Below are 15,231 nucleotides of genomic sequence, written 5' to 3'. Positions count from 1 at the left end.
TGTATTACCTACAAAACATATATCGATGTTATTGTTTTTAATGATTGCGTCAGCTTTTTTAGCTTCCGCTTTTCCTTGTGGTCAAAGGTCAATGTTGGTATAACCTGTGAAGATATTTTCCAAGTTCCAAAGACTTTGTCCATGTCTTATACGAATCAATTCCCCCATTTATAATTAATTAAAGCACCTCATTTTTACAAGGAAGGCCTTGCTCTAGGCATTCCAGATTTTCAACCGTAGTTTGTGCAATATTGCCTAAGGCGGTATTTGTTAAAAAGGCTTGGTGGCTGGTAATCATTACATTTCTGAGCGTCATTAAACGCGCTATCATATCGTCCTGCAATATATCTTCGGAATGGTCTTCAAAAAATAAGCCTTCTTCCTCTTCATAAACATCCATTCCATAATAGCCGATTTGTTGGGATTTAAGGCCATTAATCACATCCTGGGTATTTACCAATCCTCCTCTACCGGTATTGATTAGCATTACCCCTTTTTTCATTTTGGCTATCTGGGCTTCGTTTATAAGATAATGTGTTTGTTCCATTAAGGGGACATGTAAGGAAATAATATCGGATTGGCTGCACAAGGTATCCAAATCGGTATAGGTGGCCTTACATTCTTTTACCAGGTTTTGGTCTTTCATGGCATCGTATGCCAAAATATGACATCCAAAACCATGTAGAATTTTGGCCACGATTCTTCCAATTTTTCCGGTACCGATAATTCCTACGGTTTTTCCGTGCATGTCAAAGCCTACCAAGCCATCCAACGAAAAGTTCATTTCCATAATGCGGTAATGGCTTCGTATCAATTTACGGTTCAAGGCCAAGATTATGGCTACGGTAAATTCTGCTATGGCATTGGGGGAATAGTCCGGTACCCGGACAATCCTAATACCTAAGGATTTGGCATGGGCTATATCCACGTTGTTATATCCAGCTGATCGTAATGCAATATATTTAATCCCCATTTCATGCAGCTTGTCCAAAACAGGAGCAGAGCCGTTGTCCTGTGTGAAGATGCAAATGCCTTCACAGTCTTCGGCCAAAACTGTAGTATCTAGGGTAAGATAGGAATCCAATAATTTTAAATCATGCTTATTTGCATTGGCCTTGATTAAATATTCCTTCTCAAATTTATGTGTATTAAAAACCGCTACTTTCATTATTTGGATTACAGAGTACTAATAAGTGTTCTAATTGCAATCCCAAAGGAAGTAATTAAGAGGCATATCTAATATGATATTAATCATTATACCCATAGATCAATCTTAATCGTTGTGTGTGCAAGAGAAAAAGCAATCCTAGATTAGGTGTTCTGTTCATTTTTTGCATTGCCCAAATGCGTAGCATTGGCTACGCCGAAACTCAATTTGGCTGCAAATCATCGATTTCATGAATACCATTAAAAATCAATAGACCAGCCGATGAATAAAAAACGACCAGGGCTTATAAGCGAAGGTACAGTGTACCATCGTTTAGAGGAGCCAGGCTTAGCCAAGGCCACCTTTTTACACAGAACTACTGCCCGGTATGAAAACCCCTTGGTTTACTAAAAAAACAAGTTCAGAAACTAAATTGGTGATCTAGGTCTTAAAGTGTTTCATTACATTAATTACTGCTTTCTGCCATTCCGAAACTGACCTGACTTTCCTCTGCCATGTTAATGTTTTTAATTCCGTCAATAAGTGCATCGGGGTTAAAAGATATGGAGTTGATACCTTGTTCTACAAGAAATTGGGCAAACTCCGGATAATCACTTGGTGCCTGTCCGCAGAGTCCAATTTTTGTATTGGTTTTACGGGCCGAAGCAATGACCATGGCGATCATTTTTTTTACTCCCGGGTCATTGGCATCAAAAATATCGCTTAAGAGCTCAGAATCGCGATCCACACCCAAGGTCAATTGGGTAAGGTCGTTGGAGCCGATAGAGAAGCCGTCAAAAAAATGTGCGAATTCCTCGGCTAGAATTACGTTGTTCGGAATTTCTGTCATCATGTAGAGCTGTAAGCCGTTTTCGCCTCTTTTCAATCCGTAATCTGCCATAAGGTCAATTACTTTTTCTACTTCCTTAAGGGTGCGGCAGAAGGGAATCATAATCTTAACATTATTAAAACCCATATCCTCCCTGACCATTTTCATGGCCTTGCACTCCAATTCAAAGGCCTCCTGATATTTGGGATGATAGTAGCGTGATGCTCCCCTAAAACCGATCATGGGGTTGGACTCCAATGGTTCAAATTCCTTGCCACCTATTAAATTGGCATATTCATTGGATTTAAAATCACTGGTACGCACAATAACATCTTTGGGATAAAAGGCAGCTGCAATGGTAGCAATGCCCTCAGCCAGTTTATGCACAAAATAATTGGCCTTGTCCGGATAGTGGTGGGTGAGTTTTTCAATTAGCGTTTTGGCCGAAGTATCTTTCAATTTGTGAAAATGTTTTAAGGCCATGGGATGGATTTGTATGGAATTATTGATGACAAATTCCAATCGCATTAGACCAACACCGGCTGTGGGATAAAAAGACAGTTTAAACGCTTGCTCCGGATCTGCTAAAATAAGCATGGGCTGGGTTGCGGGTTTCTTAAGTGATTTGATATCCACTACTTTTTCATCCCATTTCAATATTCCATCGTAGACCACCCCTCTGTCCCCATCCGCACAGGATATGGTAATATCCTGGCCGTCCTTGATGGTTTTTGTGGCATTCAGGGTACCAACAATGGCCGCAGCGCCTACCTCTCGGGCAACAATGGCGGCATGACTTGTGCGTCCCCCTTGGTCCGTAATGATCCCCGCAGCTTTTTTAAGGATGGGATCCCAATCAGGATCGGTCTTTTCCGTGATAAGTATTTCTCCAGCTTGTAACTTGTCCGATTCCAGTGGACTATGGATAATCCTTGCTTTTCCGGCCGATATTTTGTTGCCCAGACCCATTCCTCTAGTAATTTCCTTAGCTTTTTCCAGTAAGGTATAGGTGCTTATTTTAAGTTTATCTTTTTTAGCACTTTGTACCGTCTCCGGCCTGGCCTGGACTATAAACAATTCATTGGTAGCTCCGTCCTTTGCCCATTCAATATCCATTGGACGTCCATAATGTTCTTCAATGATCATGGACCATTGTGCAAGTTTTATCACCTCGGCATCGGTAAGTACAAATTTTCCCTGTTTTTCTATTTTGGTGTTAAGGTTAACCGTACCACTGCCAGAGCTATCGTAAATCATGGTTTTTTCCTTACTTCCCAATTTCCTAGAAATTATGGGCTGTTGAATACCTTGTTTTAGACTAGGTTTAAATACAAAATATTCGTCCGGATTAACACTGCCCTGAACAATATTTTCACCTAGACCCCAAGTGCTGGTAACAAGAACTACCTTATCAAAACCAGTGTCCGGATCCAAGGTGAAATTTACTCCGGAACAGGCCAAATCTGAGCGCACCATTAACTGAACGCCTATGGAAAGCGCCACCTTGGTCTGGTCAAAATGATTGTCCTCGCGGTATTTTATGGCCCTATCCGTAAACAGGGAAGCATAACATTTATGACTGGCGGCAATCAATTCATCAAAGCCCTTTACATTGAGATAGGTTTCCTGTTGTCCTGCAAAACTGGCATTGGGAAGGTCTTCTGCCGTAGCACTACTGCGGACCGCCAATGAGATTTGTGAGCCGTATTTTTTAACTAGTGCATTATATCCTTTTTCTAGGGAAGATTTAATGGCTTGTGGAAAATCCGCATTGGCAATACTTGCTCTTATAGCACTCCCTACTTCCCGTAAATTGGAAAAATCTTTCTTATCCAATTTTTCAATTTCCCGGAATATGGATTCCTTTAAGTGCGCTTCTTTCAGAAAAAGCCAATAGGCCTCAGAGGTAGTGGCAAACCCGTCAGGGACCTGTACGCCCTTAGAAGTTAGGTTTTGATACATTTCACCTAATGAGGCATTTTTACCACCCACTTCCGGAATATCACTTATGTCTATTTCGTTAAAGAGTCTTATGTAGTTTTTCATCTCCAATATATTGAATGGGTTATTGAAATTATTTAAATAGAGATGTAGGTCTAATTGCCATTAGCTGGAAAATTGGGGGAACTAACCTTGTTGACTACTTTTCTAGGTTTCTTTTCTTTTTCCAGTAATCTCTACTATTTTGATACGATATACCGTTGGAATTCCGCGAGAGTACAATTTGCTTGAAAATTCACTAATAAATTCGGTTTCCCGATGCTCTTTCTCTAGGATAAGACCTTTTACCCCTTCTGTAAATTGATGCAACTTAAATTTGGCATCGGTTCCTTGAAGTTCTTCATAGGTGCCATGGGCCATAACCGATTGCCAATTATTGGATGATTTTACTTCCTCTACCAGTAATGTTACCGCGGTATTCTCGCGCATGGCATCTATCTTATGTCCGTCTGCTGAATAACTTATTAGGGAATGATCATCCTTGTCATAATAATAGGTAATAGGGAGGACATAAGGCTTATCCTGATATATATATCCCAAGTGTCCGGTGTAGTTGCCTTTTAGTAAACGAATACTTTCGCTAGTGGTCAAATTTGTCATATTCCGCTTTATAATCTTTAAACTATTCTGTGACAGTTCTATGGAATCACCTATAGGGCATTTCGCATAAATCCTTGATAAGATCAAATCTAGTTCCTTCTAAGCTGGTAAAATATGATATTGGTCAGTTCTGACTTGTGGGTGTGGGGGTTTTCTTAATTAAATGTAGCAGAATGACTTAGGTCATTGTAGAAGCCTTGAAGTTGGGATAATTTGCTACCAATGGACAACGAAAATCCATGTTAACACTAATTAATTTTTAAACTTAATGATCATGAAAAAAATTCTATTTGGTTTATTAGCTTTTGGACTAACCACCCAAGCCTTTTCTCAAATTATTCCTACGGTAGAACTATCGGAGGTAACGGTCTATGCTACCAATTATAAGTATCTTAACGATATAAACACTGGGGAGCTAGCCTCCATACCAGTGAAGCTATTGCAGCAAAAGGTGGCGACCTATGATGTTAAAAGCTCCGAATTTTATCAGGACGATTATGACCTTTACAACATTACGTTTTTTATTCCCGAAGGTAAAATTCTAGCCGCTTATGATGGCGAAGGGAAGTTATTGCGTACAGCTGAAAAGTTTAAGGACATTAATCTGCCTACCGCTGTAAAGAAGGCCATTGCAGATCGTTTTCCTGAATGGGTTATTACCAAAGATATTTATTTGGTCTCCTTTACCGATGCCACAGGAGCTAAGAAAACCTATAAGGTTAAATTGGAAAACGGGGATAAAATGTTGAGGGTAAAGATGGATGAAACAGGGAAATTTCTTTAGGATTAACAAAAGACCCTACCTTTTGTTAGATAATAGGTAGGAATAAATCCTAAATTTGGTTCAAGGACATTTTTATAGCGTTGGGATTATATAGGCGCTATACGGATGTCCTTTTTGCTATGGGTTGGTTACAATCCTTTGAGTTGGAAATAATTGGGCATATCAGTATGGAAATGCTGGTAATTGTTTTTTTTTGGAGCGTTGTAACCAGGCCAAGTAGGCCAATACCAGTGATAATTTTATCAAACACGACACTCTTATTTTAAGAAGGCAAGATTAATAAAGACGAAGTATTTATATGATTTTCCTCATATTCTTTAATGTATATTTCCCTTTATTTTGGGCTATCTTAGTTACTATTGTCTATGAGGAATTATGTATTGATCCATTGTCTAGTTCTTTTTTTATCCTGCGGAGAAAAACAAGAAAAGATATTTCCCACTAAAATCCATTTAACGGAATCGGTATATGCCTCCGTAACCGTGCAGCCAGACAGTCTGTATCAGGCGTATGCCCCTGTTGCAGGTATTTTGGACCGTAATTTGTTGGAGGAAGGGGATTTGGTGAGTCAGGGAACACCAGTTATCCAGATTGTGAACAGTACCCCAAAACTCAACGCGGAAAATGCCCGATTAGCACTTCAATTGGCACAGGAAAATTACAACGGAAGTTCGGCGGTTTTAGGTTCGTTGGAAGATGAGATCCAATCAGCAACCTTGTCCTTTAAAAACGATTCCATGAATTATTTGAGGCAAAAGAGACTTTGGGATCAAAATATTGGTTCAAAAGTGGAGTATGAGAACCGTAAACTTGCCTATGAAATTTCAGGGAATAATTTAAAGCAACTTAAAAATAAGTATGTCCAGACCAAGAACGAACTTTCCACCCAAGTGCAGCAAGCGCTCAACAATTATAATACCTCGCAGCTTTCTACCAAAGATTTTACCGTTAGTAGCAAGATCAACGGAAAGGTGTACGCCTTATACAAGAATCCTGGGGAAATAGTAAATACTATGGAGCCCTTGGCATCCGTGGGCAGTGCTACGGATTTTATAATTGAATTGTTGATAGACGAAGTGGATATCGTAAAACTTCAGGTGGGCCAAAAAGCCCTTATTACTTTGGATGCTTATGGGGATGAGGTCTTTGATGCCAAAGTAAGTAAAATATATCCCAAAAAGGATGAGCGCTCCCAGACGTTTAAGGCAGAGGCCATTTTTATTAATCCACCAAAAGCACTTTACCCAGGTTTGGCAGGGGAAGGAAATATAATTATTTCTGAAAAGGAAAGTGTCTTGACCATTCCCAAGGAATATTTGTTGGAAGGGAACAAGGTAAAGACCCCGGATGGACTTGTCGACGTGATTCCCGGGCTGCAGAATTTGGACCGTGTAGAAATTATCAATGGCATCAATGAGACCACGGAAATTTTAAAACCGGAAGAATGATCAATTGGAAGGTCATATTGAACATCGCCAAAACCCATCTGCTCACAAAGATGAAATCTACGGTTACCGCCTCCCTAGGGGTTACCTTTGGTATTGGTGCCTATATTACTTTGGTTAGTTTTATGACGGGGCTCAATGAAATGCTGGATAGCCTTATTTTAAACCAAACGCCCCATATCCATATCTACAATGAGATAGAGCCTTCAGAAAAACAGCCCATTGCCCTATACCAGGAATTTGAGGATGCCTTTAATGTGGTTAATTCCATTAAGCCAAAACAAAGTCAGAAGAAAATCCATAATGGTCTACCCATCTTGAATTATCTAAAAAAGGACAAAAAGGTTTATGGTGCAACACCCCAACTTAGGGCACAGATCTTTTATCTTTCGGGATCTATAGAATTGGGTGGGAACTTGGTTGGGGTGGATATTATGGAAGAGGCAAGACTCTCTAATATTGATGATTATATAGTAGAGGGAACAGCACAGGATTTAAAAAACAGTGAAAATGGAATACTTTTAGGAGCAGGCCTCGCCAAAAAAATGTCGCTAAAAGAGGGGGATCGTGTACAGGTCAGCACCATAAAGGGAGATGTTTTCCCACTAAAAATTGTGGGGATATACCAAAGTGGTATTGCGGATATAGATAATATTCAAAGTTATGCCAATCTAAAGACGGTTCAACGTATTTTGGGGGAGGCCCAGAACTACGTCACTGATATCAATGTAAAATTGTATGATATTAACGAAGCCACCGCCATGGCAAGTAGTTTGGGTAAAAAGTTTCAAGTAAAGGCCACAAGTATCAATGAGGCCAATGCCCAATTTGAAACTGGATCCAATATCCGTAACCTGATTACCTATGCCGTTTCCATAACATTATTGATCGTTGCCGGTTTTGGAATCTATAATATCCTTAACATGCTTATTTATGAAAAAATGAAGGATATCGCCATATTAAAAGCTACAGGGTTTTCGGGTACCGATGTACAACTTATATTTATGAGTCAGGCCATGATCATTGGGGCAGTAGGAGGAATTCTCGGGCTATTTGTTGGATTTGTTCTTTCCAAACTAATAGATAACGTGGCTTTCGAAACCGAGGCGTTGCCAACCATTACCACCTATCCCATAAACTATAATATTTGGTATTATATCATCGGCATTTCCTTTGCACTGATTTCGACTTTCGTTGCCGGTTGGTTGCCTTCCAACAAAGCAAAGCGCATAGACCCTGTGCGAATTATTAGGGGAACTTAACCTAGAAAAATGGACTTCGTTTTAGAGACTAAAAATATCAATAAATACTTTGAAAAGCCTGTGAAATTTCATGTGCTAAAGGATATTTCTTTCAGCATAAAAAAGGGCGAATTTGCCTCTATCATGGGTAAATCTGGATCAGGGAAGTCTACCCTGCTTTATATTCTGTCTACCATGGATACGGATTATACCGGAGAACTATTTTTGAACAACGAGTTGATTACGGGTCAAAAACATAGCAAACTGTCCCAAATCCGAAATAAGAATATTGGATTCGTGTTCCAATTTCATTATTTGTTGTCGGAGTTTAGTGTTCTGGAAAATGTGATGCTACCGGCCAAAAAATTGGCAGAGAAGTCCCTAGCGGAAATAGAACATGATGCAATGGAGAAACTAAGAATGTTGGACATTGAAAAGTTGGCCCACCAAAGGGCATCAAGGATATCCGGTGGAGAAAAACAACGTGTGGCCATAGCAAGGGCGTTAATAAACAATCCTTCTATTCTGATGGGCGACGAACCTACTGGGAATTTGGATAGCCATAATTCCGAAAATGTCTTCAGTATATTTAAACGGCTAAAGGAGGAGGAAGGACTCTCCCTTTTGATCGTGACGCATGACGAGGACTTTGCCAAACGAACCGATCGCATCATCCAGATGGAGGATGGGCGAATTTTGGATTAAATATTTATTAGTTACAACTCGTTGTGAACCAGTATAATTCTATCTAAAATCATTGGGATGAGGATGTTTCCAAGGGGCACGATAATCCCTTTGTAAAAGCGCCGTTGCCTCCGCATCATTTACTACCACAATATTTTTAGGGTCATAGATCAACGGTCTTCCGATGGCCATAGCCATATTGGCCAAAATGCAGCTTGCCGTGGATACATGTCCTTCCCGGATATCGGCAATAGGCAAAGTTCCTTTATCAATGGCCGCAAGGAAATCCAACATATGTAATCTGGTCGCAGGAGCAGCATTTAGTTCTATATCCTTTTCGGTGAGGTCCTCTGGATATTTTTCTTTTTCATAAATAACGTCCATATGGATCTTTTCCCCACCCCCATGCGGAACAAAATCATATCTCATGGTGCTTCCGGACAATGTGCCTTTCTCCCCATAAAGTTTAAACGACCATGGGTAATCCGGGTCTGCAGGGGTTCCCCAACTTCTATGTTGCCATACGCAGTTGAGTTCCTCATATTCAAAGATGGCGGTTTGGGTATCGGCAATATTGGATTTCCCGTCTTTTTGTACATAGATTCCCCCTGTAGAACTTATTCTTTTTGGCCAATCCAACTCTAGCATCCACCTTACGGTATCCAACATATGCACGCACATATCGCCCATAATGCCATTGCCGTATTCCATAAAGGTTCGCCACCATCGTCTGTGGGGAATTCCATCATAAGGACGCAGGGGAGCGGGTCCGGTCCACATTTCATAATCCAAAAAATCAGGAACCTTTTCTATAGGAGGATTGCCATTGGCCCTCATATGGTAATAGCAACACATTTCCACATGGGAAATTTTTCCCAATAAGCCTGCGTCCACTATATTTTTTTTCGCATCTATAAGATGCGGGGTACTCTTACGCTGGGTTCCTACCTGAACTACCCTGTTATATTTTCTGGCGGCAGCTACCATAGCTTCACCCTCCATTACATCAACACTTATTGGCTTTTGCACATAAACATGGGCCCCGGATTTTAAGGCCTCAATGGCCTGCAGTGCATGCCAATGATCGGGGGTACCAATAAGCACAATATCCAAATCTTTTTCTGCGAGCATTTTTCTATAATCCCTATAAGTTCTCGGGGTTTTTCCAGAAGTCTGTCTAAGACTGATGAGGTTTGCTGCTTCTTTTAGTAAATTGTCGTCCACATCACAGATAGATACCACATCCACTTTGGTGACTTGCATAAGCCTAAAAAGATCGCTTTTTCCATACCAACCCGTACCAATAAGTCCAACACGAAGCGGTTTATCCCTATAAATAAGTTCCATGCCATAGGATCCAAAAGAGGAGAGTGCCAGGGATGCCGCAGCCCCTTTTAAAAAATGTCTTCTGTTGATGTTGAAAATTTTGGTATCCATGGTTAGTTTATTTATTTGATGGGTTTATAGGTTTTCAAAAAATACAAAATAACTTCAATCCTCGACTAAAATTCTGTATAAAATTTTGAGATGTGATTATTGCAGCGATAACAACTAGGTTTTCTGTTGACCTTTTATTTGCTTCATAATGTCTTCCATCATTTCAACTTGAATTTGCTGAATGTTTAATAATTCTTGCTGTTGATGCATAATAAGGTGGTCCAATTTTTCGTGCAGTACACGAATTTCAAGTTCGGCTTTTAAATTAACCATATAATCTTGTTTGGCACGCTCCCTATCCTTTTCCTCTTGCCTATTTTGACTCATCATGATTACTGGAGCCTGTAATGCCGCCAAGCAGGAAAGAATCAAATTTAGAAGTATAAAGGGGTAGGGGTCAAAACCCTTATCCAATAGAAATACAATATTGATGACCATCCAGACCATTATGAAAATGGCAAAAAGGATTATGAATCTCCAGCTTCCGCCGAAGGTGGCCACTTTATCTGCCAGGCGTTGTCCAAAAGAAATTTCACTTGGTTCATCCAATATTTCCCTTTGCGATGTAATTATTTTTTCCTGCTGTATCGTCCTTAGTACATCCTCTTCCAATGCGGACAACTCACCTACCTCATGAATAAGATAGTCCGATAGGTATTTTTGCCGGTATAGATTAAGTTCGGAAACGGAAATAGATTTTTTCGAATTTATTTTTGGATGTTCCTTGTGTATAAGATCCATAATGGATTTTCTTATAGTTTTTAAGGGAATCTCCTCACTGATCGGATATTCCTTCAATGATATGGCGCTTACAAAAGTCTTCATGTCTATAGCGTTTATTCTAATAAATGTAAGTTATTTTCTATCCCATTTGAAGATAAAATTGTGTTATTACCCTTATCTTTAAGTAAGAATACCATCCCTAATAATTTTAGGATGAAAAAAAAATTGAACCAACTGGAGGCAACGGCCATTTGTGGAAATGACATCAGTTCCTCTTGTTTATATGTATCTGCATTGGCCATAGTTTACTCTGGGCAGTATGCCTGGATTTCCCTTTTGGTAGTGGCATTCGTCCTGTTTCTCTTTAGAAAAATTTATGGTGAAGTTGTGGGAGCTCTGCCTTTGAATGGAGGAGCATATAATGCATTATTGAATACTACTAAAAAGTCCACTGCATCCTTAGCTGCGGCATTGACTGTTTTGTCATATATGGCAACGGCAGTGATATCGGCTAGTGAGGCGGTTAAATATGCTTATAGTATATGGAACTTTATTCCTGTTTTGCCGGTGACCATAGCCTTGATGTTTTGTTTTATGACCTTGGTTATTATTGGAATTGGTGAATCTTCCAAGGTAGCAATAGTTATTTTTTTATTTCATCTTTTTTCCTTGACCTTATTATGCGCTTTTTGTGTGGTTTTTTTTGCGCAGAATGGTTTTGAAACCCTAATGTTAAATTATAAGGTTCCGGTGGAGGGAAGTGTTTTTAGTGCTTTGTTTTTGGGATTTTCTGCAGCCATGTTGGGGATAAGTGGCTTTGAAAGTTCCGCTAATTATGTCGAAGAGCAAGAGGCGGGTGTTTTTCCCAAGACCTTGCGCAATATGTGGGTAGTGGTTACTGTTTTTAATCCCTTGATCGCATTTTTGGCCCTTGCTATTATTCCGCTACATATAATTGAATCCAATCAAGACGCTCTTCTTTCCCACATGGCCAGTATATCAGGGGGTAATTGGCTCTCCATTCTTGTGGGCATAGATGCAGCATTGGTATTGAGCGGAGCTGTACTTACGTCATTTGTTGGAGTTGGGGGACTTATGGAGCGCATGGCCCTGGACCGGATTCTTCCCAAATTTTTATTGAAGAAAAATAAGTCGGGCAGTTCCTATCTGATCTATTCGCTTTTCTTTATACTTTGTGTATCCATACTATTGGCCACAAAAGGTAATTTGGCAAAATTGGCCGGAGTTTACACCATAGCCTTCTTATCGGTAATGGTATTGTTCGGGTTGGGAAATATGATGCTTAAAATAAATAGGGCCAAACTACCACGGCCGGAAAGATCAAGTTGGTTGGGCCTAGCGGTGGCCATCTTGGCGGTGATGGTAGCAATGGCTGGGAACATTTTATTAAATCCCTCTTATTTGGCCATATTTACAGAGTATTTAATCCCAACGCTCATCGTTATATTTTTCATGTTGTACCGGACTTATATTTTTAGAGGTTTTCTTGATATTCTGAGCTATATATTTCCAGAAAGGGGACAACTTTTTAAAACTTTGAATCTACATACCAAGAAATTACTTGCGGCAATAAATAGACAACAGTTTGTTTTTTTTACTAATCATGATGACGTGGCCACCTTAAATAAGGTGATGCTTTACATTAAAAATAATGAGCCCACTAGAATCCTTAAAATTGTTGCCGTAGTGAATGAAGAACATACTGTTACGCCCAATTTAAAAAAGGATATAGAGGTTTTGAATAGGGCCTATCCAGACATTCATATCCACTTTATTGAGGAAGAGGGAGTGTTTGGTCCAGAAAAAATAAAGGAACTTTCGAAACGATGGGGAATCCCTACCAATTTTATGTTTATTGGCTCCCCAGGCGATAAATTTCCCTATAAAATCCAGGAATTAGGAGATGTTAGACTCATTATCTAAGGCTAACGCTTTTAAAGTTATGATAATTATAACTTTTGTATTTCCTTGTTTTTGTAAATTTATGAGCGGCTTACGTAATTGGGTAAAATCTAGGTTTGCAAAATATGTAGGTCAATTAATTATTGTTAATTAAAAAATATTATGAGTATTCTGTCAGAAAATGTAATTCCCGGCAATCACGGAAAAGTTTTTGGAACCAATGCCAAGGAGGCCAATGATCTTGGGAGGATTAAGGAGAATCTATTAAAGATTGAAGGTGTAAAAAATGTAATTTTTAGTGATGACTTCCCTGTTGAGTTCACGGTACATACCACTAAAATGGTTGAAATAAAAGAGATTGAAAAGATGGTTAAGGGTCTAGGGTTTCATGCCATACCGAAGGGGCTGTTTGCTTTATAAGGGATTAACTAAATTTCATTTTTAGTTTTTACCTTAGGGTGTTCCTTTTCTGACGATATTTCCTGTTCAATTTTGTCCAGCCCAAAATCAATATATAATTTTATAATGGCCGCTACCGACCAAGCTTGATGAATACAACCTTTTCCCTCTTGTGGGTCGCTACCATTGAAAATCTCGGATATGCAATGAATGCCATTATCCTTGTAAAAATGTTCACGTAAAGGCTCCAATTCCAGCATTACTTTTTTCTTATTATCTTGGGAAGTACCATAGATTTTGAAATAGGCTTGAAAATATTCATGAAGTAGAAAAGGCCATACCGTTCCTTGGTGGTAGGCATGGTCCCGAGACCATTGGTTACCCTCATAGTTCGGTTTATATTCAGGGCTATCAGGATCCAAGGTTCTAAGTCCATAGGGGGTATAAAGTTTATTTTCCACAGCCTCAAAAATGGTCTTCTGTTGTTCGTTGTCCAAAACGCCAAAAGGCAGACTAAGACAGTAAATTTGATTGGGACGCAGGGTATCGTCCTGTGAGATCCCAGGGATGATCACATCAAATAAGGTCCCTTGTGGATTGGTGAAAAATTTGGTAAAATTGGATTCAAATTTGGCAATTAGTTCAAGGTAAGGGGATTCAATTTTAACTTCAAGAATTTCGCAGAAATTTTCGTAAATCTTAAGGGCATTATACCAAAGCGCATTGACTTCCACAGGGCAGCCAATTCTTGGGGTAATAACTTTGCCACCTACAATGGCGTCCATCCATGTCAGCTGTACCTTGCATTCCCCACCGTAGATAAATCCTTCCTGCGTAATGTGAATATTATAGCGGGCACCCGCAATATGCTGGTCCAATATATTCTTTAATATTTCAATATGATCTTTTAAGAATGCAATATCCTCGAATTTTTTTTGGTAGTCATAGCTGGCCACGAAAAGCCAAAGCGTGGCGTCCATGGTATTGTAATGAACCGGGTCTTTGGAGTTATCCGGAAATCTGTCTGGAATCATCCCCTGATCCACACTTTTAAAAAAAGTATTCAAAATGGATTTGGACAGCTCCTTTTTGCCCGTGGCTATGGTTAGTCCGCGCATCGCGATCATGGTATCCCTTCCCCAATCCGTAAACCAATGATAGCCGGCAATGATGGACATGCTATTGGTAGACTTTCTTTGGACCATAAATTGGTCTCCGGATATCATAAGATCCTTAAAGAATCCAGATGGGAGCTTATCTTTGTCAAGGTCATTTTTTTTACCTTCTAAGGATAGGATTTCTTTAATTCCTTTCCCGACTATTTCCTCCTCTATGGTAAAGTACAGCGTAAGTTCTTCCCCTGGCTGCAGTTCATGTACTAGATATCCAATCCTGTAATAATCGCAGACCGAACCCAGGCCTCTGGCTTTACCCTTGGAAAGGATGATATTCTTGAACCAGCATCGGGCCTCAAAATAATGTCCAGCTGTCCATCCGGTAAAAACTGGATTACTTCCGTATTTCGGGTAGGTTCTTAAGTGGTTATTATTGAACTCGGTAAAAAAATTATAGCATGAAGCCTCGTGAAAAGTGGTATGAAAATCATTGTAGGCATACAAAGGATGCAATTCCAGGACCAATGCCCTCTTTCCACTGTTGGTATAGGTAAGTACCGTGGTGTTGGATCCCGATATCATTTGTACGGTTTTACCTAATTCCCAATCACTATCGGCAAATCTCCAGGTAGGAGAGGGGTCAACATCAAAATTCTTTAAATATTTTCCTCCATCGGGAAATACCACTTTGGGATATTGATTGGTGGAAATATTATGATAATGGCCATCTATTAGAACGCGTTCTTCAATTTTAGCCACAACCACGGTGCGGTCTGTAGGTGGCTCAAGGGCAGCGACCAATAGACCGTGGTACTGTCTTGTATTGGCACCGTTAACAGCACCTGAGGCATAACCTCCCAATCCGTTGGTAGCCAACCATTCCTTTTTAAATAAATTTTCCAA

General features: G+C 39.8%; 12 protein-coding genes. 6 read left to right on the top strand and 6 right to left on the bottom strand.

Going from position 1 to position 15,231, the window contains the following annotated elements; genetic code table 11:
* Window positions 1-178: 178 nt before the first annotated feature.
* From BUA60_RS11190 to BUA60_RS11180, 3 genes are all read right to left on the bottom strand, one after another.
* A complete protein-coding gene (locus BUA60_RS11190) occupies window positions 179-1,168 on the bottom strand; it encodes a 2-hydroxyacid dehydrogenase (protein WP_072861868.1) in 990 nt (329 codons plus the stop codon).
* 445 nt (window positions 1,169-1,613) lie between these two features.
* Window positions 1,614-4,022: a phosphoenolpyruvate synthase gene (ppsA, locus tag BUA60_RS11185; RefSeq protein ID WP_072861867.1), complete on the bottom strand. Its 2,409-nt coding sequence runs from the start codon at window positions 4,020-4,022 to the stop codon at window positions 1,614-1,616.
* Between the two features lie 102 nt (window positions 4,023-4,124).
* Window positions 4,125-4,577, bottom strand: coding sequence for a pyridoxamine 5'-phosphate oxidase family protein (locus tag BUA60_RS11180; protein ID WP_072861866.1), 453 nt, complete (start codon window positions 4,575-4,577; stop codon window positions 4,125-4,127).
* Between the two features lie 274 nt (window positions 4,578-4,851).
* On the opposite strand from BUA60_RS11180, the gene BUA60_RS11175 reads away from it, so the two are divergent.
* The 4 genes from BUA60_RS11175 (at window position 4,852) to BUA60_RS11160 (ending at window position 8,752) form a co-directional block, all read left to right on the top strand.
* Window positions 4,852-5,361, top strand: a complete 510-nt coding sequence (locus tag BUA60_RS11175; protein ID WP_072861865.1) for a nicotinate-nucleotide adenylyltransferase — start codon at window positions 4,852-4,854, stop codon at window positions 5,359-5,361.
* A gap of 365 nt (window positions 5,362-5,726) precedes the next feature.
* The gene (locus BUA60_RS11170; protein ID WP_072861864.1) at window positions 5,727-6,809 is read left to right on the top strand and encodes an efflux RND transporter periplasmic adaptor subunit; all 1,083 of its coding nucleotides are present in this window, start codon (window positions 5,727-5,729) and stop codon (window positions 6,807-6,809) included.
* Window positions 6,806-8,068 carry an ABC transporter permease gene (locus BUA60_RS11165; protein ID WP_072861863.1) on the top strand — a complete coding sequence of 421 codons (1,263 nt, stop codon included), beginning with the start codon at window positions 6,806-6,808 and terminating at the stop codon, window positions 8,066-8,068. Before BUA60_RS11170 ends, BUA60_RS11165 begins: the two co-directional genes overlap by 4 nt.
* Window positions 8,069-8,077: 9 nt before the next feature.
* The gene (locus BUA60_RS11160) at window positions 8,078-8,752 is read left to right on the top strand and encodes an ABC transporter ATP-binding protein (RefSeq protein WP_072861862.1); all 675 of its coding nucleotides are present in this window, start codon (window positions 8,078-8,080) and stop codon (window positions 8,750-8,752) included.
* 39 nt (window positions 8,753-8,791) lie between these two features.
* Here the strand turns inward: BUA60_RS11160 and BUA60_RS11155 are convergent, their stop codons facing one another.
* Both BUA60_RS11155 and BUA60_RS11150 read right to left on the bottom strand, forming a co-directional pair.
* Window positions 8,792-10,168 (bottom strand): Gfo/Idh/MocA family oxidoreductase, encoded by a 1,377-nt coding sequence (locus BUA60_RS11155; RefSeq protein WP_072861861.1) that lies wholly within the window; start codon window positions 10,166-10,168, stop codon window positions 8,792-8,794.
* A gap of 114 nt (window positions 10,169-10,282) precedes the next feature.
* Window positions 10,283-10,993 carry a DUF1003 domain-containing protein gene (locus BUA60_RS11150; RefSeq protein ID WP_072861860.1) on the bottom strand — a complete coding sequence of 237 codons (711 nt, stop codon included), beginning with the start codon at window positions 10,991-10,993 and terminating at the stop codon, window positions 10,283-10,285.
* Window positions 10,994-11,104: 111 nt separating this feature from the next.
* On the opposite strand from BUA60_RS11150, the gene BUA60_RS11145 reads away from it, so the two are divergent.
* Both BUA60_RS11145 and BUA60_RS11140 read left to right on the top strand, forming a co-directional pair.
* Window positions 11,105-12,835 (top strand): APC family permease, encoded by a 1,731-nt coding sequence (locus tag BUA60_RS11145; RefSeq protein WP_072861859.1) that lies wholly within the window; start codon window positions 11,105-11,107, stop codon window positions 12,833-12,835.
* 141 nt (window positions 12,836-12,976) lie between these two features.
* The gene (locus tag BUA60_RS11140) at window positions 12,977-13,234 is read left to right on the top strand and encodes a heavy-metal-associated domain-containing protein (protein ID WP_072861858.1); all 258 of its coding nucleotides are present in this window, start codon (window positions 12,977-12,979) and stop codon (window positions 13,232-13,234) included.
* An 8-nt stretch (window positions 13,235-13,242) separates the two neighbouring features.
* Here the strand turns inward: BUA60_RS11140 and BUA60_RS11135 are convergent, their stop codons facing one another.
* Window positions 13,243-15,231, bottom strand: a complete 1,989-nt coding sequence (locus BUA60_RS11135; RefSeq protein ID WP_072861857.1) for an amylo-alpha-1,6-glucosidase — start codon at window positions 15,229-15,231, stop codon at window positions 13,243-13,245.

The sequence above is a fragment of the Arenibacter palladensis genome, from assembly GCF_900129275.1.
Classification (GTDB): Bacteria; Bacteroidota; Bacteroidia; order Flavobacteriales; family Flavobacteriaceae; genus Arenibacter; species Arenibacter palladensis.
Note: the sequence above shows the minus strand (reverse complement) of the source record. Positions and strands in the feature narration are given on the sequence as shown.

Coding starts and splice junctions, on each gene's coding strand:
- BUA60_RS11190 (WP_072861868.1), bottom strand. CDS start 1,168: ATGAAAGTAGCGGTTTTTAATACACATAAATTTGAGAAGGAATATTTA.
- ppsA (WP_072861867.1), bottom strand. CDS start 4,022: ATGAAAAACTACATAAGACTCTTTAACGAAATAGACATAAGTGATATT.
- BUA60_RS11180 (WP_072861866.1), bottom strand. CDS start 4,577: ATGACAAATTTGACCACTAGCGAAAGTATTCGTTTACTAAAAGGCAAC.
- BUA60_RS11175 (WP_072861865.1), top strand. CDS start 4,852: ATGAAAAAAATTCTATTTGGTTTATTAGCTTTTGGACTAACCACCCAA.
- BUA60_RS11170 (WP_072861864.1), top strand. CDS start 5,727: ATGAGGAATTATGTATTGATCCATTGTCTAGTTCTTTTTTTATCCTGC.
- BUA60_RS11165 (WP_072861863.1), top strand. CDS start 6,806: ATGATCAATTGGAAGGTCATATTGAACATCGCCAAAACCCATCTGCTC.
- BUA60_RS11160 (WP_072861862.1), top strand. CDS start 8,078: ATGGACTTCGTTTTAGAGACTAAAAATATCAATAAATACTTTGAAAAG.
- BUA60_RS11155 (WP_072861861.1), bottom strand. CDS start 10,168: ATGGATACCAAAATTTTCAACATCAACAGAAGACATTTTTTAAAAGGG.
- BUA60_RS11150 (WP_072861860.1), bottom strand. CDS start 10,993: ATGAAGACTTTTGTAAGCGCCATATCATTGAAGGAATATCCGATCAGT.
- BUA60_RS11145 (WP_072861859.1), top strand. CDS start 11,105: ATGAAAAAAAAATTGAACCAACTGGAGGCAACGGCCATTTGTGGAAAT.
- BUA60_RS11140 (WP_072861858.1), top strand. CDS start 12,977: ATGAGTATTCTGTCAGAAAATGTAATTCCCGGCAATCACGGAAAAGTT.